This is a genomic window from Aeromonas sp. 604282 (assembly GCF_049170575.1).
GTDB classification, from domain to species: Bacteria; Pseudomonadota; Gammaproteobacteria; order Enterobacterales; family Aeromonadaceae; genus Aeromonas; species Aeromonas veronii_A.
Genome location: NZ_JAAKMV010000016.1, coordinates 72,774 through 95,387, shown reverse-complemented (window position 1 = coordinate 95,387; position 22,614 = coordinate 72,774). Strand labels below are relative to the sequence as shown.

At 56.9% G+C, this 22,614-nt stretch carries 22 protein-coding genes and 2 tRNA genes; 5 read left to right on the top strand and 19 right to left on the bottom strand.

From position 1 onward, the window contains the following. Positions 1 to 21: 21 nt before the first annotated feature. From nusA to rlmE, 10 genes are all read right to left on the bottom strand, one after another. Positions 22 to 1,521 carry a transcription termination factor NusA gene (gene nusA, locus G5367_RS17415; RefSeq protein ID WP_005343546.1) on the bottom strand — a complete coding sequence of 500 codons (1,500 nt, stop codon included), beginning with the start codon at positions 1,519 to 1,521 and terminating at the stop codon, positions 22 to 24. Between the two features lie 14 nt (positions 1,522 to 1,535). Continuing rightward, positions 1,536 to 1,994: a ribosome maturation factor RimP gene (gene rimP / locus G5367_RS17410; RefSeq protein WP_005343544.1), complete on the bottom strand. Its 459-nt coding sequence runs from the start codon at positions 1,992 to 1,994 to the stop codon at positions 1,536 to 1,538. Positions 1,995 to 2,160: 166 nt separating this feature from the next. Continuing rightward, positions 2,161 to 2,237 (bottom strand) — tRNA-Met (locus G5367_RS17405). Positions 2,238 to 2,328: 91 nt separating this feature from the next. Further along, a tRNA-Leu gene (locus G5367_RS17400) sits at positions 2,329 to 2,413 on the bottom strand. 7 nt (positions 2,414 to 2,420) lie between these two features. Further along, positions 2,421 to 2,747 carry a preprotein translocase subunit SecG gene (gene secG, locus G5367_RS17395; protein ID WP_421244654.1) on the bottom strand — a complete coding sequence of 109 codons (327 nt, stop codon included), beginning with the start codon at positions 2,745 to 2,747 and terminating at the stop codon, positions 2,421 to 2,423. Beyond that, complete coding sequence (gene tpiA / locus G5367_RS17390) at positions 2,748 to 3,512, bottom strand: triose-phosphate isomerase (RefSeq protein WP_421294762.1); 765 nt, start codon at positions 3,510 to 3,512, stop codon at positions 2,748 to 2,750. It abuts the gene before it with no gap. Positions 3,513 to 3,643: 131 nt separating this feature from the next. Beyond that, positions 3,644 to 4,978 (bottom strand): phosphoglucosamine mutase, encoded by a 1,335-nt coding sequence (glmM, locus tag G5367_RS17385; protein ID WP_005338823.1) that lies wholly within the window; start codon positions 4,976 to 4,978, stop codon positions 3,644 to 3,646. 15 nt (positions 4,979 to 4,993) lie between these two features. After that, positions 4,994 to 5,839, bottom strand: a complete 846-nt coding sequence (folP, locus tag G5367_RS17380) for a dihydropteroate synthase (protein WP_421244656.1) — start codon at positions 5,837 to 5,839, stop codon at positions 4,994 to 4,996. A gap of 59 nt (positions 5,840 to 5,898) precedes the next feature. After that, a complete protein-coding gene (gene ftsH, locus G5367_RS17375; RefSeq protein WP_216959076.1) occupies positions 5,899 to 7,845 on the bottom strand; it encodes an ATP-dependent zinc metalloprotease FtsH in 1,947 nt (648 codons plus the stop codon). 45 nt (positions 7,846 to 7,890) lie between these two features. After that, the gene (rlmE, locus tag G5367_RS17370) at positions 7,891 to 8,520 is read right to left on the bottom strand and encodes a 23S rRNA (uridine(2552)-2'-O)-methyltransferase RlmE (protein WP_005338828.1); all 630 of its coding nucleotides are present in this window, start codon (positions 8,518 to 8,520) and stop codon (positions 7,891 to 7,893) included. 97 nt (positions 8,521 to 8,617) lie between these two features. Here rlmE and yhbY point away from each other — a divergent pair, with 97 nt between their 5' ends. Continuing rightward, the gene (gene yhbY, locus G5367_RS17365; RefSeq protein ID WP_033114153.1) at positions 8,618 to 8,914 is read left to right on the top strand and encodes a ribosome assembly RNA-binding protein YhbY; all 297 of its coding nucleotides are present in this window, start codon (positions 8,618 to 8,620) and stop codon (positions 8,912 to 8,914) included. Between the two features lie 103 nt (positions 8,915 to 9,017). Further along, positions 9,018 to 9,599 carry a PilZ domain-containing protein gene (locus G5367_RS17360; RefSeq protein WP_216979376.1) on the top strand — a complete coding sequence of 194 codons (582 nt, stop codon included), beginning with the start codon at positions 9,018 to 9,020 and terminating at the stop codon, positions 9,597 to 9,599. A 76-nt stretch (positions 9,600 to 9,675) separates the two neighbouring features. Here G5367_RS17360 and greA read toward each other — a convergent pair whose 3' ends face one another. From greA to pomA, 3 genes are all read right to left on the bottom strand, one after another. Further along, on the bottom strand, positions 9,676 to 10,152 hold the full coding sequence (gene greA / locus G5367_RS17355; RefSeq protein WP_005343528.1) for a transcription elongation factor GreA: 477 nt from the start codon (positions 10,150 to 10,152) through the stop codon (positions 9,676 to 9,678). Positions 10,153 to 10,308: 156 nt separating this feature from the next. Then, positions 10,309 to 11,202, bottom strand: coding sequence for a flagellar motor protein MotB (locus G5367_RS17350; RefSeq protein WP_421244657.1), 894 nt, complete (start codon positions 11,200 to 11,202; stop codon positions 10,309 to 10,311). 8 nt (positions 11,203 to 11,210) lie between these two features. Then, a complete protein-coding gene (pomA, locus tag G5367_RS17345) occupies positions 11,211 to 11,969 on the bottom strand; it encodes a flagellar motor protein PomA (RefSeq protein ID WP_005358490.1) in 759 nt (252 codons plus the stop codon). 211 nt (positions 11,970 to 12,180) lie between these two features. On the opposite strand from pomA, the gene xseB reads away from it, so the two are divergent. The 3 genes from xseB to dxs are packed head-to-tail and all read left to right on the top strand — an operon-like array spanning position 12,181 to position 15,213. After that, positions 12,181 to 12,432, top strand: coding sequence for an exodeoxyribonuclease VII small subunit (xseB, locus tag G5367_RS17340; protein ID WP_421244658.1), 252 nt, complete (start codon positions 12,181 to 12,183; stop codon positions 12,430 to 12,432). Further along, the gene (ispA, locus tag G5367_RS17335) at positions 12,433 to 13,323 is read left to right on the top strand and encodes a (2E,6E)-farnesyl diphosphate synthase (RefSeq protein WP_005343523.1); all 891 of its coding nucleotides are present in this window, start codon (positions 12,433 to 12,435) and stop codon (positions 13,321 to 13,323) included. It begins immediately after the preceding gene. A gap of 21 nt (positions 13,324 to 13,344) precedes the next feature. Then, positions 13,345 to 15,213: a 1-deoxy-D-xylulose-5-phosphate synthase gene (gene dxs, locus G5367_RS17330; RefSeq protein ID WP_421244659.1), complete on the top strand. Its 1,869-nt coding sequence runs from the start codon at positions 13,345 to 13,347 to the stop codon at positions 15,211 to 15,213. A gap of 73 nt (positions 15,214 to 15,286) precedes the next feature. On the opposite strand, the gene G5367_RS17325 is transcribed toward dxs, so the two are convergent. From G5367_RS17325 to thiL, 6 genes are all read right to left on the bottom strand, one after another. Further along, complete coding sequence (locus tag G5367_RS17325; protein ID WP_019445927.1) at positions 15,287 to 16,228, bottom strand: ABC transporter permease; 942 nt, start codon at positions 16,226 to 16,228, stop codon at positions 15,287 to 15,289. Between the two features lie 3 nt (positions 16,229 to 16,231). Beyond that, entirely contained in the window at positions 16,232 to 17,206 is a 975-nt protein-coding gene (locus G5367_RS17320) for an ABC transporter permease (protein ID WP_005343520.1), read from the bottom strand. 99 nt (positions 17,207 to 17,305) lie between these two features. Then, positions 17,306 to 18,862 carry an ABC transporter substrate-binding protein gene (locus G5367_RS17315; RefSeq protein WP_216949579.1) on the bottom strand — a complete coding sequence of 519 codons (1,557 nt, stop codon included), beginning with the start codon at positions 18,860 to 18,862 and terminating at the stop codon, positions 17,306 to 17,308. Between the two features lie 70 nt (positions 18,863 to 18,932). Then, complete coding sequence (locus tag G5367_RS17310; RefSeq protein ID WP_421244660.1) at positions 18,933 to 20,657, bottom strand: dipeptide ABC transporter ATP-binding protein; 1,725 nt, start codon at positions 20,655 to 20,657, stop codon at positions 18,933 to 18,935. 487 nt (positions 20,658 to 21,144) lie between these two features. After that, positions 21,145 to 21,639: a phosphatidylglycerophosphatase A gene (locus tag G5367_RS17305; RefSeq protein WP_021230380.1), complete on the bottom strand. Its 495-nt coding sequence runs from the start codon at positions 21,637 to 21,639 to the stop codon at positions 21,145 to 21,147. Next, positions 21,636 to 22,595 (bottom strand): thiamine-phosphate kinase, encoded by a 960-nt coding sequence (thiL, locus tag G5367_RS17300; RefSeq protein WP_323914540.1) that lies wholly within the window; start codon positions 22,593 to 22,595, stop codon positions 21,636 to 21,638. The genes G5367_RS17305 and thiL overlap by 4 nt, the downstream gene beginning before the upstream one ends. Positions 22,596 to 22,614 lie beyond the last annotated feature (19 nt).

The window sequence follows — 22,614 nt, the reverse complement described above, 5'->3', positions numbered from 1 at the left end:
TTTTCCTCCGTTTGATCTTACTTAAGACTGCTCTTCTCCGAACCAACAGATATTGCGAGCAGCCATAATGAGCTCACCCGCCTTCTCGGCAGTCAGCCCTTCAATACCAGCAAGGTCATCGATACCTTGCTCAGCCAAATCTTCCAGGGTACCCACGCCGCGGCCCGCCAGAGCGTATGCCAGTTCACGACTCAGACCGTTCAGATTGAGCAGCTCTTCGGACGGCTCGACGCCATCAAAAGACTCCTCTTTGGCCAGCGCCTGGGTAGTCAGGGCATCTTTGGCACGCTTGCGCAGCTCTTCGACCATGTCTTCATCCAGACCGTCGATAGCCAGCAACTCGTTAACTGGCACGAAGGCGATCTCTTCCAGAGTCGAGAAGCCCTCTTCCATCAGCAGACCGGCAAAATCGTCATCGATATCCAGGGTGCTGGTGAACAAGTTCATGATGCGGTCGTTCTCGGCCTGGTGCTTGGCACGCATGTCCTCGACGGTCATCACGTTCAGCTCCCAACCGGTCAACTGGGAGGCCAGACGCACGTTCTGACCATTGCGGCCGATAGCCTGGGCCAGGTTGGCAGCTTCCACGGCGATATCCATGGTGTGGTTGTCTTCATCAACGATGATGGAGGCCACATCGGCTGGTGCCATGGCATTGATCACATACTGGGCCGGGTTGTCATCGTACAGCACGATGTCGGCGCGCTCACCACTCAGCTCGGCGGAGACAGCTTGCACACGGGCACCACGCATACCGATACAGGCACCAATCGGGTCGATACGACGATCGTTGGTCTTCACCGCGATCTTGGCGCGGGAACCCGGATCACGGGCTGCGCCCATGATTTCGATCATCTCTTCACCGATCTCCGGTACTTCGATACGGAACAGCTCTTTCAGGAAGTCCGGGCTGGAACGGCTGACAAACAGCTGAGAACCACGGGCTTCTGGACGTACTGCGTAGAGTAGGCCACGAACGCGGTCACCCGGGCGGAAGGTTTCACGCGGCAGCATGTCATCACGGAAGATCACGGCTTCAGCATTGCTGCCCAGATCCAGAATGACGTTGTCGCGGTTGCTCTTCTTGACGACACCACTGATGATGGTGCCTTCTTTATCTTTAAACTGATCAACTACTTGTGAACGCTCCGCTTCGCGCACTTTCTGCACGATAACCTGCTTGGCGGTCTGGGTAGTGATACGGTCGAAGGTCACAGAGTCGATCTGGTCTTCAACATACTCGCCGATCTGGATTTCTGGCTGATCAATCTGCGCCGCTTCCAGGGTAATTTCAGCATAGGGGTTTTCCATCGCGGCTTGATCTGCGATTACCAGCCAGCGACGATAGGTGTCGTAGTCACCGGTCTTGCGATCGATCTCGACCCGAACTTCAATCTCGCCTTCATATTTCTTTTTGGTCGCAGTCGCCAGCGCAGTCTCCAGAGCCTGGAAAATCTTCTCGCGGGGTACCGCCTTCTCGTTGGACACAGCGTCAACGACCAGCAAAATCTCTTTATTCATATCCGATAGCCTCGTTAACCAAAGTTCGGCACTATGTTCGCTTTTTGGATATTGGTGAAAGCCAACACTTCGTCCTTACCATCTACCGTCAGGGTGATCATGTCGCCCTGAACAGCTTTGATTACGCCTTTGAACTTGCGGCGGTTGTTTGTTGCCATCCGAAGCGTTACCGCCGCCTCTTGGCCAACGTATTTTTCGAACTGGGCAACCTTGAACAACGGACGATCCAGACCTGGGGAAGATACCTCGAGGTAGTACTCCTCGGTGATGGGATCCTCAACGTCCATGATGGCGCCAACCTGATGGCTGACTTCAGCACAGTTTTCAACGGTCACACCCTGCTCACCGTCGATATAGACGCGCAAGGTGGAGTGTTTACCCGCACGGATAAACTCAATACCCCAAAGTTCAAAACCCAAGGCAACGACCGGAGCCTCGAGCAGATCGGTCAAACGTTGTTCCAACGTAGCCAAAGTCACCCTCCGAAAAACAAAAAAAGGGCATAAAGCCCAGATAGAGATCGATTCAGAGTAAATTGCACATAACAAAAAGCCCCGATGTCAAATCGGGGCTTGGCGCTTTACCCTGATTGTCGCCTCGCAGCGACCGCCTTCCTGAGCGTAGGAAATGCGTGAAATTTGGTTGCGGGGGCCGGATTTGAACCGACGACCTTCGGGTTATGAGCCCGACGAGCTACCATGCTGCTCCACCCCGCGTCCGAAATCGTGCGAGATTATAGCCACTTCACTCTCTCGATACAAGACTGACTGGCTATAATATACCCAGTCACCCGGGTCACTACTTAATTGGTGCCGTGGGCGGGACTCGAACCCGCACACCCTAGAGCACTACCCCCTCAAGATAGCGTGTCTACCAATTCCACCACCACGGCAAAACTCTTACTCGGGAACGTCAGTATCTTTCTTCACTGGCGCTTTGGTCTGCTCAACCTGTTGGGTTTGTTGCAGATTTTCCCATTCACTGCCCTGTTTGACCTTGTTGCTGGACATAGAGCCGAGCACCAGGCTGATTACGAAAAACAGAGTAGCCAAAACCGCTGTTGTTCTGGTCAGGAAACTGCCTGAACCACTGGAGCCGAATACTGTGTTCGATGCCCCTGCGCCGAAGGAGGCGCCCATATCAGCCCCTTTACCTTGCTGAATCATCACCAGACCAATCAGAGCTAGTGAAACCAGCAGATAAACGACCAAAAGAATTTCGTACATTTAACTTGCACCCTTTGCCGCTTCAACAATTCCTAAAAACGCATCGCTATCGAGACTCGCTCTGCCAATCAATCCGCCATCTACGTCTGACTGGGCAAACAAATCTTTCGCATTGGTCGGCGTCACGCTCCCACCATAGATGATTCTGATCTTCTCACCTATTACCGGAGTATCCTCCGCCAAGCGACCACGAATAAAGGAATGAACCTCTTGTGCCTGCTCGGGTGTGGCGCATTTACCTGTACCTACAGCCCAAATCGGCTCGTAGGCGATGATAGCATTATCGAAAGCCATCGCGCCATTTTTCTCTATGACGATATCCAGCTCTTCAGCGATCACCTCGAAGGCTCTTCTCGCCTGCCTCGCCGCGCCTGATTCACCTAAACAGAGGATGGGGATCAAGCCTGCCGCTCTGGCTGCCGCAAACTTCTCTGCGACGATAAAACTGGTCTCACCAAAGAGACGCCTGCGCTCGGAGTGCCCTACCAATACGTAACGACACCCTGCCTCAACCAGCATCTGACACGAGATTTCTCCGGTGTAAGCGCCAGCCGCGTGCTGACTCACATTCTGAGCCCCCAACTTTATTACCTTCTGCTCATTTAGCAGTGAAGCGCTAAAGTCGATATGCACATGGGAAGGACAGAGAACCACATCTACTTTTCCGTCAACGCCATTTAGGCACTGACTCGTAAACTGCTCTAACTGCGACCTACTACCGTGCAACTTCCAGTTGGCTGCTACAAACGGCTTGCGATGTCCCATCGGCAACTCCCTTGCGAAAGCGGGGCTGATAATATCCAGAGGATGCTCAGCTGACAAGTGCTATTTTTAAATTTTTGAATCGTTTGAACAAGATACAACCAGGGCGGCTAAAAAGCCGCCCTGATTGTTCATTAAAACGCCGATTCAACCTGCTTGGCGATGCGCTGAGCCATGTCACGCACCTGCTGTTCATGCTCCCCTTCGACCATGACCCGGATCAGCGGTTCGGTACCTGATTTGCGCAACAGTACGCGACCACGGCCAGCCAGCTCCTGTTCCACCTTGGCAACCTCAGCCATGACAGCATCCGCGGCCAGCGGATCCTTGCCTTCGGCAAAACGAACATTCACCAGCACCTGCGGGAACTTGCTCATGCCGGAGCGCAGCTTGGCCAGCGGCATCTCGGCACTGCGCATGGCGGTAAGCACCTGCAAGGCGGCTACGATGCCATCACCCGTAGTGGTCTGATCCAGACAGATAATGTGGCCGGAGTTCTCGCCACCGATGCGCCAGCCCTTCTCTTCCATCATCTCCAGCACATAGCGGTCACCCACCTTGGCACGGGCAAACGGAATACCAAGGGTTTGCAGCGCCAGTTCCAGACCCATGTTGGCCATCAGGGTGCCGACTACGCCCCCCTTGAGGCGACCATTGCGCAGGGCATCGCGCGCGATGATGTAGAGCACTTCATCACCGTCGATGAGATAGCCGGTATGGTCGACCATGATCAGACGGTCACCATCACCATCAAAGGCAACCCCCAGATCGGCCTTGCACTCCAGCACCTTGGCAACCAGTGCGTCAGGCGCAGTCGAACCAACACCATCGTTGATGTTGAGACCATCCGGGGCACAGCCCATGGTGATCACTTCAGCACCCAGCTCGCGGAAAACCGAAGGCGCAATGTGATAAGTCGCCCCGTGGCCACAGTCGACCACCATTTTCACCCCATCCAGATTCATGTGGGAGGGGAAGGTGCTCTTGCAGAATTCGATATAGCGACCGGCGGCATCATCAATGCGCACCGCTTTGCCAAGTTCGGCCGACTCGACACACTTGAGCTCGTGATCCAGCTCGGCTTCGATAGCCAGCTCGACATCATCGGGCAGCTTGGTGCCGTCGGCGGAGAAGAACTTGATGCCGTTGTCGTAGAAGGGATTGTGGGAAGCGCTGATGACGATGCCAGCTTCGGCGCGGAAAGTGCGAGTCAGGTAGGCAACCGCCGGTGTTGGCATGGGCCCCATCAGAATGGCCTTGAGGCCTGCCGCAGAGAGCCCCGCTTCCAGCGCGGATTCCAGCATGTAACCGGAGATGCGGGTATCTTTGCCAATCAGCACCTTTTTGGTGCCCTTCTTGGAGAGCACCTTGCCGGCAGCCCAACCTAATTTCATTACAAAATCAGGGGTGATCGGGTATTCGCCAACCTTGCCGCGCACACCATCGGTACCGAAATACTTTCTTGCCATTGTCTGTTCTCTTTATTATCTGGAAATAAAATCTTGTCCCGTCATTGCCAGCCAACCGACGCGCAATGCGTCCATGGTCTCCCGTACATCATGTACCCTGATGATGCGGGCCCCATGCTGCATGCCGATAAGGGCGCATGCCAGACTGCCCGCCAGACGCTCATCCACCGGACGGCCCAGCAGGTTGCCTATCATAGACTTTCGCGACATCCCCACCAATAGCGGCAAGCCATAATCAAGCAGTTCCTTTTGAGCCGCCAACAGCTGATAGTTGTGTGCAAGGGTTTTGCCAAAGCCATATCCCGGATCCAGCAACAGCTCTTCACGACGAATCCCGACCGCCAGACAAGCCGCAATACGCTCATCAAAGAAGGCGCGTACCTCCCCGATCAGGTCGTCATAGTGCGGCTCGACTTGCATGGTTCTCGGCTGCCCCTGCATATGCATCAGACAGACCGGAACCCGCGCTTCGGCCGCGGCCTGCAGCGCTCCAGGTTCTTGCAGTGCCCGCACATCGTTAATCAGATGGGCTCCCGCCTTGCAACCCTCCCGCATCACCGCCGCTTTGGAGGTATCGAGGGAGATCATCACATCCAGCTCACGGACCATCTGTTCCACGACAGGAATGACCCTGTCCAGCTCCTCCTGCTCGCTCACATCGGGCGCACCAGGGCGGGTTGACTCGCCACCGATGTCGATGAGGGTCGCACCGTCAGAGACCATCTGGCGCGCATGGGCCATTGCCCGTTCAAACTGGTTGAAATTACCGCCATCAGAGAAGGAGTCGGGCGTCACATTGAGGATCCCCATCACATGGGGACGATCGAGAGAGAGGCTGAGCCCCTTGCTGGTTAACTGCATTTTCACGTCCATCTGATAAAGAAAAACCCCGGGCAAGCCCGGGGTTTGGAGAGTCACAATTATTTGGCCGGAGCGTCGTTGGCTTTGTCGATAGTGACATCCGACACCGGTGCAGCCTCATCGGCAGGCTTGGTCTCGGCAGCCACAGTGGAACCGCCTTGCGGGGTATCACCGTGCTCGTCATGCCAGTTGCTCGGAGCACGAACCTCGCGACGAGCCATCAGATCATCGATCTGTTTGGCATCGATAGTCTCGTACTTCATCAGCGCATCTTTCATGCTGTGCAACACATCCATGTTATCCAGCAGGATCTGCTTGGCACGATCATAGTTACGATCAATCACCTGCTTCACTTCTGCATCAATGATACGAGCGGTATCGTCGGACATATGCTTGGCTTTGGCCATGCTGCGACCGAGGAATACCTCGCCATCTTCTTCCGCGTAGAGCATAGGGCCAAGACGCTCGGACATACCCCACTGGGTCACCATCTTGCGTGCAATCTCGGTCGCCCGCTCGATATCGTTGGACGCGCCGGTCGATACCTTCTCGGCACCGTAGATCAACTCTTCCGCCAGACGACCGCCATAAAGGCTGGAGATCATAGACTCCAGATGCTGCTTGGAGTGGCTCCAGCGATCCTGCTCCGGCAGATACATGGTCACACCCAGCGCACGACCGCGCGGAATGATAGAGACCTTGTAAACCGGGTCATGGTCAGGAACGAGACGACCAATGATGGCGTGACCGGCTTCATGATATGCAGTCATCTCTTTTTCGGACTCTTTCATCACCATGGAGCGACGTTCCGCACCCATCATGATCTTGTCCTTCGCCTTCTCGAACTCGGCCATGGAGACCACTCGGCGGCTCTCACGGGCAGAGAAGAGGGCAGCTTCGTTGACCAGGTTCGCCAAATCCGCACCGGAGAAACCGGGGGTGCCACGGGCAATCAGCGCCGGATTGACGTCATCCGCCAACGGAACTTTGCGCATGTGCACTTTCAGGATCTGCTCGCGACCACGGACATCCGGCAGACCGACCACAACCTGACGGTCGAAACGGCCCGGACGCAGCAGTGCCGGATCCAGTACGTCAGGACGGTTGGTGGCAGCGATGACGATAATGCCTTCATTGCCTTCAAAGCCATCCATCTCGACCAGCATCTGGTTAAGGGTCTGCTCACGTTCATCATGACCACCACCCAGACCGGCGCCACGCTGGCGACCGACCGCATCAATTTCATCGATGAAGATGATGCAGGGGGAGGATTTCTTGGCCTGTTCGAACATGTCACGCACCCGGGAGGCACCGACACCGACGAACATCTCCACGAAATCGGAACCTGAGATGGTGAAGAACGGCACCTTGGCCTCGCCCGCAATGGCCTTGGCCAGCAAGGTCTTACCGGTACCGGGAGGACCAACCAGCAGCACACCGGTCGGGATCTTGCCACCCAGTTTCTGGAATTTGCTCGGGTCACGCAGATAGTCGACCAGCTCCTTCACCTCTTCCTTTGCTTCATCGCAACCTGCAACGTCAGCAAAGGTGGTCTTGATCTGATCTTCGCTCATCAGGCGAGCCTTGCTCTTGCCGAACGACATGGCACCTTTGCCACCACCGCCCTGCATCTGACGCATGAAGAAGACCCAGACACCGATCAGCAGCAGCATCGGGAACCAGGAGATGAAGATAGAGGTCAACAGAGACGGCTCTTCCGGCTTCTCGCCCATCACTTTGACATTGTGATTGAGCATGTCGTTGAGCAGCTGGGGATCCGGCGCAGGGATGATGGTGGTGAATCGTTCACCAGTACGCTTGACGCCATTAATGACCTTACCGTCCATCCGCACTTCACGGATCTGCTCTTGGGTCACCTCTTTAACGAAGCTGGAATAGTCCAGCTGGCGACTGGTGGTATCGCTGGGGCTGAAGCTATTGAACACCGACATCAAAACGACGGCGATGACCAGCCACAGGATTAAGTTTTTCGCCATGTCACTCAAATCAGTAACCTCGCAGACTGACAGTTAACGATGAAGGTTAGGGTACTACAGTTTAAAACCGGTAGCCACAATGTAGACTTCCCGTGATCTGGCGCGGGATGAGTCTGGTTTACGAATTTTGACAGCGGAGAAAAGTTTACGAATTTCATTGAGATAGGCATCAAAGCCCTCTCCCTGAAACACCTTCACCACGAAACTGCCGTCACTACGCAATACCTGATTACACATGTCCAGCGCCAGCTCGACCAGATACATGGCGCGAGCCTGATCCACCTGCTGGGTACCGCTCATGTTGGGCGCCATATCAGACATCACGACATCGACCTTGTCGGGACCCACTCGTTCCAGCAAAGCGCCGAGTACAGTTTCCTCCCGAAAGTCCCCTTGCAGGAAATCGACACCGGCAATGGGATCCATCGGCAAAATGTCACATGCGATGACGCGACCCGAATCCCCAACCTGTTCAACCGCGAACTGGGACCAACCACCGGGGGCTGCACCCAAATCCACTACGGTCATGCCATGTTTCAGCAAGCGATCCTTGCCCTGGATCTCGTCAATCTTGAAAACAGCACGAGAACGCAGGCCCATTTTCTGGGCTTTTTTGACGTATTGATCGTCGAAATGTTCTTTTAACCAGCGAGTTGAACTGGGGGAACGTTTTTTCTGGGTCATGATAATCGACTTTAAAAAACCACAAGGGTTATTAGTATTAAGGGCTAAGTGGGGGTAGAATACGCCCCTTTCAACCCTGACTTATGAAGAAATTGCGATGATTCTCAACAACAAACAGAAACAGTACCTCAAGGGCCTTGCCCACAGCCTCAAACCTGTCGTCCTGCTGGGTCAGCATGGTCTGACCGAAGGCGTACTGGCCGAGATCGATCTGGCACTGAACCATCACGAGCTGATCAAGGTTAAGGTTGCCTCTGAAGATCGCGAGATGAAACAACTGGTTATGGATGCCATTGTCCGTGAGACCGGTTCAGTCAAAGTACAGAGCATGGGCCATGTGCTGACCATTTATCGTCAGGCCAACGAACCCAAGATCCAGCTGCCCCGCAAGTAAAAGGAAAGAGCATCGCTCTTTCCTTATTCCACTTCTTCCCGAGTCGCTTGCCAAAGTAGTCGCAAAGCCCTTAACCTGCGATGAATACTTCCGGACACGCATTATGGCTCACCATCCTATTCTGACCGACGATGAGCTGGCCATGCTGCGGGACTTGGGGAGCAATCAGGACGCCCATGTTCTGAGTGGTCACCTCGATGCCCCCATGCTTGGCTTGTTGCAAAAAGCCGACCACCTTGTACTCGAAGCTCGCTTTGCAGGCCATCAGCTGAGATTTCCCCTGACCTTTACCCAAGGGGAAGATGGCTTCGTCGAGCCCCGGTTATCTGCACCGGTCATCAGGGAGCTGGGGTTTGCGCAACCGCGCGCCTGGCGTCTTGCCCAAAAAGCCAAGCTTTGCAGCGAGTTCGGCCTGTTTCAGGTACTCAGCCTCTCCCTTAATGGACTCATAGTGGAAAATTTGCCAATCGACATGGTGGCCGATACCCCCATCAACGGCGAGCTCTGTATCGAGCAAGAGGCCCCTCTTCCACTGCAGGGACGACTGGTAAGGCGCATCAAAGCCAATGCCGACCATGCCACTTGGGCGCTGAGCTTTCAAATGAGCGAGAGCAACATCGAACGGCTGCGCCACTGGCTGTTCCAGCGCCATCAAGACGCCTTTACTGAGGCGTATCTGTCCTGATTTTTATCAACAATCATATAGATAAAGACAAACAGGGGAGCGCCAGCCCCCCTGTTTCATCGTATGTAGCATTCGCTTAGATATAAGCGACTTCCAGTACTTCGTATTCCACATCGCCAGCAGGGGTCTTGACGATTGCGACATCGTCCACTTCCTTGCCAATCAGGGCTCGGGCAATGGGGGAGTTGACAGAGATGAGGTTCTGTTTGATATCAGCCTCATCGTCACCCACGATGCGGTAAACCACCTCTTCCTCTGTCTCGCTCTTGAGCAGAGTCACCGTCGCGCCAAAAATAACGCGGCCGTTGTTGGTCATCTTGGTGACATCGATCACCTGCGCATTGGAGAGCTTGGCTTCAATCTCCTGAATGCGACCTTCACAGAACCCCTGCTGCTCGCGAGCGGCATGGTATTCGGCGTTTTCCTTCAGATCGCCGTGCTCACGGGCATCGGCAATCGCTTCGATAATCTGGGGACGAAGCTCGGTCTTGAGATAATCGAGCTCTTCGCGCAGCTTCTCAGCGCCGCGAACAGTCATCGGAGTATGATTCATAGTCGAAACCTGGGTTGCTTGAAAATAGAAACTGCGGCCATCTGCAAGGGGGCCGCAGCAATCGGTTCGGATGAGGCATCTTAATATGAAGCCAACACAAAATCCACGTCAGCCCCCTGATGCAGATCCCACTTGCATCATCGACATTCCCCTCGCTTACTTCCCTTCCGGTACGGAAATTGGCGCCGAAACGGTCGGCTTGCCCTGCATGATGGCGATCTCCACCCGCCGGTTCATCCGACGATTTTCCGGGGTGGTATTGGGCACCAATGGCTGGGAATCCGCCATCCCCTGCACCACCAATCGCCCCTGATCAAAACCGGGGACCTTCAGCATCTGGTGCGCCACCGCCACCGCCCGCTGCGATGACAACTCCCAGTTGGACTGGAACAGCTCATCTTCAGTCGCCACGTTGTCGGTGTGACCGGAGATGGTAATTTCACCCGGCACATCCTTGAGCAGGGTCGCGACCTTGCGAATGACCGGCCAGAACTGTGGCTGCAGAAATGCCGAACCGGCCGGGAACGAGGCTTTTTCCCTGATACGGATGATGATCTGCTGGCCCAACGCTTCAATTTCGATGGCGCCATCCTGAATCTGATCTTTCATCTGCTCTGCCAGCGCTTTTGCTAGAGTATTGGACTGTTCTTGCGCCTTCTTCGCATCCTGCGCGGTATCGCCCCCCGTCTGCTTACCATCACTCTTGTCCTGACCACCAGCCTGTTCGGCCTCACCGGGCAAAAAATCCAACTCAGTCTGGGTCAGATCGATGGTCTGCTGCATCACGGTATCAATCGGCGTGGGTTCCGGGCGACCGGGCCTGAACTCCTGGGCAATCACCGAGGTTCCCTTGGGAATATCTTTCACCTCAAGGATGTTCTGTACCCCGAATGCCTTGTCCATGGAACCGGCTATCTGTTTGAACTTCTGCACATCCATCTCGGCAAAGGAGAGCAGCAGCACGAAGAAGCACATCAGCAGCGACATCAGGTCGGCAAAGGTTCCCATATAACCAGGGAGACCTGGTGGCGGGCACTTGCAATCAGACATAGCGCCCCCTATTCGGTGCCAGTATTACGTTTGGACTGGTTCAGATAGTTTTGCAGCATGGACTGGATCACCCGCGGGTTCTGGCCATCCTGAATCCCCATAATGGCATCGAGGATCAGGGTACGACTGAGCTTTTCTTCTCCGCTGCGCAGCTCCAGCTTATCGGCAATCGGGATCGCCAACATATTGGCCTCTATCGCACCGTACAGAGTGGTAAGCAAGGCCACCGCCATCGCCGGGCCGATCGACTTGGGGTCACTCATGTTGGCCAGCATGGCCACCAACCCCACCAAGGTCCCAATCATCCCCATTGCAGGGCCCAGATCCCCAAGGGTACGGAAGACCTTGATGGCAATGACATGGCGCTCAGCTGTCAGGTCGATATCCTTTTCCATCACGGCACGCACCACATCGGCATCGTGGCCATCGACCAGCATGTCGATCCCTTTTTTCATAAATGCATTGGGGATCTCTGCGGCCTCCAGCGCCAAAAAGCCCCCTTTGCGAGCCGCGTCAGCCAGTTCAACGGCTTTGGTAATCAGGTCTTCAAGCTTGTCGCCCTTGTACATAAAGGCTTTGCCCGCCACCTTGAATGCCATCAGGAACTGGCCAAGGTTGAACTTCATCATGGCGATGAAGATTGAGCCCAATACAGTGATGTAGACCGATGGCATATCCACATACATGCTCATGGGGCCACCCAGCAGCATGCCGTACACCACCACCCCGAAACCCAGCACTATCCCTATCAGACTGCCTAGATCCACGTCCCTACTCCTGTCACCGGTTCTTATGTCTATTTATAGTCTGTTGAATTTTCTGCTATTGCGACCCATGCGGCAAGCATGCACCCACTGAGAATGATGACTCATTATCGGCCAGTTTAGCGAGAGTTTGAGGGGGCAGTGCTTTTCTGCCTCCCCCCTGTGGACGGTCGATGTTAATATAAGCCGTTTTTTTCAATCCCCGAGGATGGACATGGCCAGTAAAAAAATCGACCGCCTGAGTTTTGATGCCACTCTGGAAGAGCTGGAAACCATCGTTCATCAGCTGGAGCAAGGTTCCCTACCCCTGGAAGAGGCACTCAAGCAGTTCGAGCAAGGTATTCATCTGGTACGGGCCGGCCAGCAGAAGCTGGAACAGGCCGAACAGAAGATCCAGATCCTGCTGAACAAAGCCGATGGCAGTGACCAGCTTGCCCCCTTCCAGCCAGAACAAGGAGAAGAGTGAGTGGCGCTGGACCATTTTTCCCGTCTGCATCGTCAGCGTATTGACGACTGTCTGTCAGCACAACTTGAATCCTTGCCCGCCATGGCGCCGCGCCTGCGCGATGCCATGAGTTATGGCCTGCTGCTGGGCGGTAAGCGGGTTCGCCCGTTTCTGGTCTACGCGGTCGGCGAGATGCTGGGGGTCAAGAGCGAGCTGCTGGATGGCCCCGCGGCTGCCGTGGAGTGCATCCACGCCTACTCCCTGCTACACGATGACCTGCCCGCCATGGATAACGACGACCTGCGTCGCGGCCAGCCAACCGTTCACAAGGCGTTTGACGAAGGAACCGCGATTCTGGCCGGTGATGCGCTGCAGACCCTGGCATTCTCCATTCTGGCCGATCACCCCATGCCCGATACCTTGATGGCCAACCGGGTGCGGATGCTGAGTACCCTCGCCCGCGCCTCCGGCTATCTCGGTATGTGCGGCGGTCAGGCGCTGGATCTGCAGGCCGAAGGGCGCCAGATCTCGCTCGCCGAGCTGGAGCAGGTACACCGCCACAAAACCGGTGCGCTGATTGAGTGCGCCGTGGCGCTCGGCGCCCTGTGCAAAGCCGATGTCGATGACGCCACGCTGGCGGCCCTGCAAACCTACGCAGCAGCCATCGGGCTGGCCTTCCAGGTGCAGGATGACATCCTCGACATCACAGGTGATACCGCCACCCTGGGCAAGCCACAAGGTTCTGACTTGGCGCTGGAGAAAAGTACCTATCCGGCCCTGCTCGGACTCGAAAATGCCCGTGAGCTGGCTCGCGAACTGCACGGTAAAGCCTTAACAGCCCTGCAATCCTTGCCCTACAATACCGACATTCTGGAAGCGTTTGCCGATTACATCATCGAGCGAACCCACTAAACGCTGGATAACAGTAACAATATGAGCGTTGATATTAGCAATTTCCCCAACCTAGCTCTCGCGGACACCCCGATAGAGCTGCGTTCCTTGCCCAAAGATCGGCTGCCGGTGCTGTGCAACGAGCTGCGCGAATATCTGCTGCGCTCAGTCAGCCGCTCCAGCGGACACTTTGCCTCCGGTCTCGGTACTGTCGAACTGACCGTGGCCCTGCACTATGTCTACAACACCCCGTTCGATCGGCTGATCTGGGATGTGGGACATCAGGCCTATCCCCACAAGATCCTGACCGGGCGCCGAGATCAGATCCACACCATCCGTCAGAAGGATGGTCTGCACCCCTTCCCCTGGCGTGGCGAGAGCGAGTATGACGTGCTCTCCGTCGGCCACTCCAGCACCTCCATCGGTGCGGCGCTCGGCATGGCGGTCGCCGCCGAGAGCGAAGGGCTGGGTCGCAAGGTGGTGGCAGTGATCGGTGACGGTGCCATTACCGCAGGGATGGCCTTCGAAGCGCTCAACCACGCCGGCGATGTTCACAAGGACATGCTGGTGATCCTCAACGACAACGAGATGTCCATCTCCGAGAATGTCGGCGCGCTCAACAACCATCTGGCCCGGGTCATGTCCGGCAAGCTCTACACCACCATCCGCGAAGGCGGCAAGAAGGTGCTGGCGGGGCTGCCACCGGTCAAGGAGCTGGCCAAGCGGGCCGAAGAGCACCTCAAGGGGATGGTGGTGCCCGGCACCCTGTTCGAGGAGTTCGGCTTCAACTATATCGGCCCCATCGACGGTCACGATATCGAGGCGCTGGTCGAGACCCTGCGCAACATGCGCAACCTCAAGGGCCCGCAGCTGCTGCACGTCAAAACCAAGAAGGGCAAGGGCTACGAGCCGGCGGAGAAAGACCCCATCGGTTATCACGCTGTGCCCAAGTTCAATCCTGACGATTGCTCCCTGCCCAAGGCAAGTGGCGCCAAGCCCACCTTCTCCGCCATCTTCGGCCAGTGGCTGTGCGATATGGCAGCCAAAGACGAGAAGCTGGTCGGTATCACCCCCGCTATGCGTGAAGGCTCCGGGCTGGTGAAATTCAGCCAGCAATATCCGGATCGCTACTTCGACGTGGCTATTGCCGAGCAACACGCGGTCACCTTTGCCGCTGGTCTTGCCATCGCCGACAAGAAGCCGGTGGTCGCCATCTATTCGAGCTTCCTGCAGCGTGCCTACGATCAGGTGATCCACGATGTGGCGCTGCAAGATCTGCCGGTGCTGTTCGCCATCGACCGGGCCGGTCTGGTGGGCGCCGACGGCCCGACCCATCAGGGGGCGTTCGACATCAGCTTCCTGCGCACCGTGCCCAACATGGTGGTGATGACGCCATCTGATGAGAATGAGTGCCGTCAGATGCTCTATACCGGCTATCTCCATCAGGGCCCTGTCGCTGTGCGTTACCCACGCGGCAGCAGCCTGAGCGACGCCCCTATCTCGTCAGAAATGCAGGCACTGGCGCTTGGCAAGGGACGTATCCTGCGAGAGGGCAAAGGCACCGCTATTCTGGCCTTTGGTACCCTGCTGCACCACGCGAAAGCGGCCGCAGAGGCACTGGATGCCACCCTGGTGGACATGCGCTTCGTCAAACCGATAGATGAGGCGCTGGTGCTGTCGCTGGCAGCCAGCCACGATCAGTTTGTCACTCTGGAAGACAACGCCATCATGGGCGGCGCCGGTTCGGCTGTGAACGAACTGCTGATGCGCAGCAAGCAGTGCAAGCCGGTGCTCAACCTCGGCCTGCCGGATCGCTTCGTCGAACAGGGCACCCAGCAGGAGATCTATGCCCTGCTCGGTCTGGACGATGCAGGCATCCAGCGCAGCATCGAAAGCTGGCTGCAAGCCTGATAACGCTTAAAGCTATCAAGCAAAAGAAGGGCGCCTCACTGGCGCCCTTTTTATTTTGTGTTTCTGACCTAGATTACCCTTTGTAGATCTTGGGGTTAAACACATCCCGCAGCCAGTCGCCCAGCAGGTTGATGACCAGCACCAGCACCACCAGACAGATGCCCGGGAAGGCGGTGATCCACCAGGAGCCGGAGAAGATGTAGTTGAAGCCGACGCTGATAAGCGAACCGAGCGAGGGCTGATCAACCGGCATTCCCAGACCGAGGAAGGAGAGTGCCGCCTCGCTCATGATGGCGTTGGCCACCTGCACGGTGGAGATCACCAGAATGGGCGACAAACAGTTGGGCAGAATGTGGCGGAACATGATGCGCGGGGCGCGGAATCCCATCACCTTGGCTGCTTCCACATACTCCTTCTTCTTCTCCGCCAGCACAGAGGCGCGCACGGTACGGGCATACTGCGGCCACTCGGCGATACCGATGATCACCACCAGCATCATGATGGCGAACTTCGAGTAGAACTCGGAGCCAAAGGTTGCCTGAAAGATAGCGGAGATGATGATCGCCACCATCATGGTGGAGAACGACAGCTGCACATCAGCAAAGCGCATCAGCAGGTTGTCGATGCGGCCACCGAAATAACCGGCAATCAGACCAATGACGATACCGAGCACCAGTTGCAAGGCCACAGCAAACAGACCGATAGTGAGAGAGATACGGGCGCCATAGAGGATGGTGCTCCAGATATCCCGCCCCTGGTTGTCGGTACCGAGCCAGAAGCGCTCTTCGCCGCCTTCGAGCCAGGAGGGGGGCAACTCGGCATCCATCAGATCAAAACTGGTCTGGTCATAGACGTTGTGCGGGGCGAGCCAAGGCGCCAGCAGCGCCGCCAGCACGAACACCACAAACACCGCAAAGCTGAACATGGCTACCTTGTCCCGCAGGAAGTAGTAGACGATGTCAGAGTTCTTGAATCGTGCCCAACGGCTTGGGCTTGCAGTTACAGCATTAGTCATCTGTTACCCCTTGGCGGTCAGGTTAACGGTCGGGTTAATCAACCCGTAGAGCAGGTCGACCAGGGTATTGGTCACCACGAAGATCAGCCCCACGAAGATGACGTAGGCGGTGATCAGCGGGGTATCGACCCGGTGGATCGCCTCGAGGAACAGGAAGCCGGTGCCCGGCCACTGGAATACGCTCTCGGTCAGAATGGTGTAGGCCACCATGGTGCCGATCTGCACCCCGCCGACGGTAATGACCGGCAGCATGGTGTTCTTCAGAGCGTGCTGATAGTAGACCTTGTTGTTATCCAGCCCCTTGGCGCGGGCGAATTTGACGTACTCGGAGGAGAGCTGCTCCAGCATCTCGGAGCGCACCAAGCGGATAAACAGCGGCAACATGATGGAAGAGAGCGACACCGCCGGCAGGATCAGGTGCTTGATACCATCCCAGGTGAAGAAGCCCGACTCCCAGCCCAGCAGGTTACGGGTCTCGCCACGGCCATAGGCTGGCAGCCAGCCCAGCTGGATGGAGAAGAGGTACATCAGCATGATGGCGGTCAGGAACACAGGGATCGAGATACCGATACTGCTCCCCGCCATGATGATCTTGGTGGGTATGCTGCGCGGGCGGATCGCCGAATAGACACCGAGTGGAATGGAGACCACCACGATGATGAGCGCGGCGGCAAACACCAGCTCAAGGGTAGCCACCAGCTTGTCGAGGATCACCTCGAGAGCGGGTCGCTTGAAGAAATAGGAGGTGCCCAAATCCCCATGCACCGCATTTTTCAGAAAGCGGCTGTATTTGATGAGGAAGGGATCGTTAAGGCCCATCTTCTCGCGCAACTCGTGACGCTGGGCTTCAGAGACGGATTGTCCCACCAGCTCGCGCAACGGGTCACCCAGGTTGTCCTGGATAGAGAAGGCGACCAGGCTGATGACGAACATCACTATCACGGCCTGATAGAACCGTTTCAGCAGGAATGTAAACATGCTTGTCCTTCTACGTGGCCTGTGTCGTGGCACAGGCTTCTGTTAGTGGGCGGAGTGGCCAGCTGACCACCCCGCCCCGTCCTTCCTTGCGACGTTCTCTTACTTGCTGACCACCAGGTCACCCAGGTAAGGGAAGTTCATCACGTTGACCACCGGCTTGATGTCGACGTTCTTCTTGGCGCCATAGGCCAGATCTTCCCAGTGCAACGGCACGTAGGCAGCATCTTCGATCAGCATGGCTTCGACCTTCTTCAGCATCTCGGCACGCTTGGCCGGATCGGTCTCGGCGTTGGCATCCATCACCAGCTTGTCAGCTTCGGCGTTGGCATAACCGGCGCAGTTGTACTGACCCATACCGGTCTTGGCGTCCTTGGTGAAGGTCAGGAACTCGAAGAAGTTCGCGGTATCTTCGGTGTCGGAGTGCCAGCCGATCATCTGCATGTCTGCGGCGCACTTGTCAAACTCCGGCCAGTACTGGGCCACCGGCATGGTCTTCAGATCCACCTTGATGTTGATCTTGGCCAGCATGGCGGAAACAGCCTGGGCAATCTTGACGTCGTTGACGTAGCGGGCAGCCGGGGAGATGAAGGTCATCTTGAAGCCTTTCTCGTAACCGGCCTCTTTCATCAGCTCCTTGGCCTTGGCCAGATCATACTGGGGCACCAGCGCCTCGTTATGACCGGCATAGCCTTTCGGGCTCAGCTGACCAGCAGGGGTACCGAAGCCCTTGTTAATCTTCTCGACGATGCCCACCTGGTTGATGGCGTAGTTGATCGCCTGACGCACGCGCTTGTCTTTCAGCGCCGGGTTGGTGTTCTGGTTCAGCTCGATGATGATGGCACGGGTACCGGACAGGGTGACCAGCTGGGAGTCCTTGCCATTCTTCACACGCTCCAGATCGTTCGGCGCAACCGGATAGATCATGTCCACGTCGCCACCCAACAGGGCTGCAACACGGGTCGCATCTTCCTTGATCGGCACCACGGTCAGGTTCTCGACGTTACCCTTGGAAGCTTTATCCCAGTAGTTGGCGTTGCGGGCATAATCCAGCTTCACGCCCTGCTCGCGGAACTTGACGGTGAACGGGCCAGTACCGGAGACGTGGGTAGAGGCATAGGAGTCGCCGTTTTTGACAATCTCGGCCTTGTCTTTGCCCGCTTCGGTTTTGCCGGTGTAGAACTTGGAGTCCATCGGGAAGATGTAGGTGACGGTCTGCAGCACCAGCGGGAACGGCTTGGCGGTAATCAGATCGACGGTGTAGTCATCGACTTTCTTCACTTCGCTGATGGGATCGAAGATCGCCTTGAAGTCGACGGAGGATTTCAGGCGGTTGACGGTCCACACCACGTCGTCTGCGGTGAAGTCGTTACCGGAGTGGAACTTGACCCCTTTGCGCAGGTGGAAGCGGACGGTCTTGTCGTCAATACGCTCATACTTCTCGGCCAGACGGGGCTCGAACTGCAGGTCCTGGGTGTAACGCATCAGGGGATCGAATACCAGGTGCGACATCTCCAGGGTCTGACCGGAGAGCTGCTCCTGCGGATCCAGCGAAGTGGCGTCAGAAGCGACACCCACCTTGATATCGGCGGCTGAGACACTGAAGGCGAAACCGGCGGCAAACAGCGCCAGGGCAATCTTGGACAATCCTTTCTTCATCTTGTTCTCCATGCTTTTGGCTTTCTTATGACACTTTTTTTGACAAGCAGACCGGCGCACCGGCGCTCTCCTAGCTTGCGATTTCCAGCCCCTCGCGGGACATTCCCTTGAACTCCGGCATGAGGGTGATCAGCTTGCGGCTGTACTCATGCTCGGCATTGGTAAAGAGTTTCTCGGTCTCGGCCACTTCCACCAGATGACCGTGCTGCATCACCCCGATGCGGTCGCACATCTGGCGGATCACCGGCAGATCGTGGCTGATAAACAGCATGGTGAGCTTGAGCTCCTGCTGCAGATCCTTGAGCAGGTTGAGGATCTGGGCCTGCACCGACACATCCAGCGCCGAGGTCGGCTCGTCGCAGATAAGGAAGCGCGGGCGAGTGGCCAGGGCGCGGGCAATGGAGATGCGCTGGCGCTGACCGCCGGAGAACTCGTGGGGATACTTGAGGCCAGCACCACGACCGAGACCCACGTGATCCAGCAGATCGCCGACGATCCCCTCGATCTGGCTCTCGCTGCTCGCCAGCTGATGGAAGCGGATCGGCTCGGCAATGATGTCGCGCACCTTCATCCGCGGGTTCATCGAGGAATAGGGGTTCTGGAACACCATCTGCATCTGGCGACGCAGCGGGCGACGCTCGCGCTCGCTCTTGAGAGCGGTCAGATCGATCCCCTCGAAGAAAATCTTGCCGGTATCAGGCGGATAGAGACCGGTGATGGCGCGGGCAATGGTCGATTTGCCGGAGCCCGACTCCCCCACCAGACCGAAGGTTTCACCCTCGAAGATCTCGAAGCTGATGTTGTTGCAGGCACGCACATACTGGCGGCGGCTCGGGAAGATGGAGTCCTTGGTGACGAACTTCAGATCGACGTTCTCCACCCGCAGCAGCGCCCCTTCATAGGCACGCTCGTCCTGACTCTGGCCGAGCCAGTGGGTCTTGAGGTCGATATTGGTATCCGGCGCACTGGCATCCTCGATATAGGAGACCAGCGGGAAACGCACCAGCTTCACATCGGAGCGGGGCACCGCCGAGATGAGGCTGCGGGTATAGGGGTGATTGGGGCTGCCCAGTACCTGTTCGGTCAGGCCGAACTCCACCAGATCGCCGCGATACATCACCGCCACCTTGTCGGTAACGTTGGAGACCACCCCCATGTCGTGGGTCACCAGCATGCAGCCCACCTGACGCTCTTTGCAGAGGGCGCGGATAAGCTGGAGGATCTGATCCTGAATGGAGACGTCGAGCGCCGTAGTCGGTTCATCGGCGATGATCAGCTCCGGATCGCAGGAGAGCGCAATGGCGATAACCACCCGCTGACGCATGCCACCGGAAAACTGGTGCGGATACTGTTTGATGCGCAGCTCCGGCTGCGGAATACCCACCGCCCCCATCAGCTCCAATGCCTTGGCAAAAGCGGCTTCGCGAGAGAGGTCGGTATTGGCTAGAATGGTCTCCACCAGCTGATGCTCAACGGTGAACAGCGGGTTGAGGGAGGTCATGGGGTCCTGGAAGATGAACCCGATACGGGAGCCACGGATGGCCCGCATCTCGTTTTGGCTCTTGCCGGAGATGAGCTCGCCATTGAGATAGATATCGCCACGGGCGATGCGACCCGGCGGGCTCAGGAGATCGATAACGGCGTTGCCGATGGTGGACTTGCCGGCGCCGGATTCACCGACCACTCCGACAATCTCACCCTTTTCGATAGAGAAAGAGAGATCCTTCACCGCGGCCAGCACCCCGTAGCGGGAGGGGTACTCGATCCGCAAGTTCTTTACTTCGAGCAAGGACATGTTTACCTCTGCGGGGGACATCCGTCCCAAATAATTCGTCCGTAAATCAGCCGCAGATGCCGGTTGTTACCTTGGGCGATATTTGCTCAATCCATGAGGCAGCGAAACCAGCGATCCGGGCGGGTTTTTTGCATTTTTTTGGAATAACCCGCGAGTAACTTAGACGGTTTGACCACGGGTGTAAATGATTGAGTTATACAATTCCGCAATGTTTTGTGCAGATAACCACCAATTCGGCAGAGATAAATGATGATTTTCATCACACAAATGGCCGGTGCGTCCGTACTTCTATTGGTATCATTACTTTAATTTCAACAACAACGCAACAAGCAGCATTTATCACTATTTCCAAAACAATCACCAGCCCCGAATGAGTAGTGAATATTTATGTGAAATGGATGATAAACGGCAGCATATGCCGATGAATGAAAATTAAGCAGATATAAATCGGGGGATGCAAGAACAGTCATCCCCCGGAAGATGGCTCTCAACCGAGCCAGAATGCCAGTAATTGCATACAAAACAGGGCGAACAGGCCGGCGATCAGATCGTCCAGCATGATGCCCAGGCCACCGTGGATCCGGCGATCAAACCAGGAGATGGGCCAGGGCTTGAGCACATCAAACAACCGGAACAGCGCGAAGCCCGCCACCACCCACTCCCAGCCGGCTGGCGCGGCGATCATGGTGACGCCAAAACCGATCACCTCGTCCCAGACGATGGCGCCATGATCCGGCATGCCGATGGCATCGGTGGCGCTCTGGCAGATACGGATCCCCACAACAAAACCCACCGCCAGCAAGGCGATAAACCAATAGGTCGGCAGACCGCTCACCAGCAGGTAGAGCGGAATGGCCGCCAGGGTGCCCATGGTGCCTGGCGCCTTGGGGCTGAGACCGGAACCAAACCCCACCGCCAAAAAATGAAGCGGATTTTTCAGATCCAGTCGTGTCAGCTCGGGCTTTATCCTGAACAAACTCATGCGAAGTGATCCCACCCTTTCAGTTGCAGCTCGACCGCTTGGTCGCCACGCAGGTAGTCGATGCCCGGCTCGCCCGCCACGATGCGGCCGATGCGGCTGAACTTGACCCCGCTGTGGGCCAGCGCCGTATCGAGCGCGCCGCGGTGCTCCTCCGGTACGGTGAAGCAGAGCTCGTAGTCATCGCCACCGGCCAGCGCCAGTTGCCACGCCTCCTGCTCGCTCACCGCATCCTGCAGCACCGGCGAGAGCGGCAGCATATCGAGATCGATCTGGGCCCGCACACCGGACGCCTTGAGGATATGGCCGAGATCCGATGCCAGACCGTCGGAGAGATCCAGCGCACTACCCGCCAGCCCGCGCAGCGCCTGACCGGCCAGAATGCGGGGATGGGGGTGGTCGAGCCGTGGCAGCACGGCGGCCAGCTGGTTCTCGTTGAGGGTACGTTTGCCCAGCAGGTGGGAAAGCGCCAGCGCGGCATCTCCCAGAGTGCCGGTCACATAGATGCCGTCACCGGCTTTGGCACCGCTGCGCATCAGAGCGCGCCCGGCAGGCACCGATCCCTTCACCGAGATGGTGATGGAGAGCGGCCCGCGGGTCATGTCTCCGCCCACCAGCGCCACATTGTAGTACTCGGCCAGCTCCAGAAACCCTTCGGCAAAACCGGCGACCCAACCTTCGTTGATGGCAGGCAGGGTCAGCGCCAGCGAGACCCAGCGCGGCTCGGCCCCCATGGCGGCGAGATCGGAGAGATTGACCGCCAGCGCCTTGTAGCCGAGATCCACCGGATCCATGTCGGGAAAGAAGTGTACGCCGCTCACCAGAGTGTCGGTGCTCACCGCCAGCTGGGTATCGGGGGGCAGGGTCAGCAGGGCACAGTCATCTCCAGGGCCCATCACCACGTCCTTGCGGGCGTGGGGAACCTTGAAGTACTTATCAATCAGCTCAAATTCACCCATACAGTAAAAAGCCAGCAAT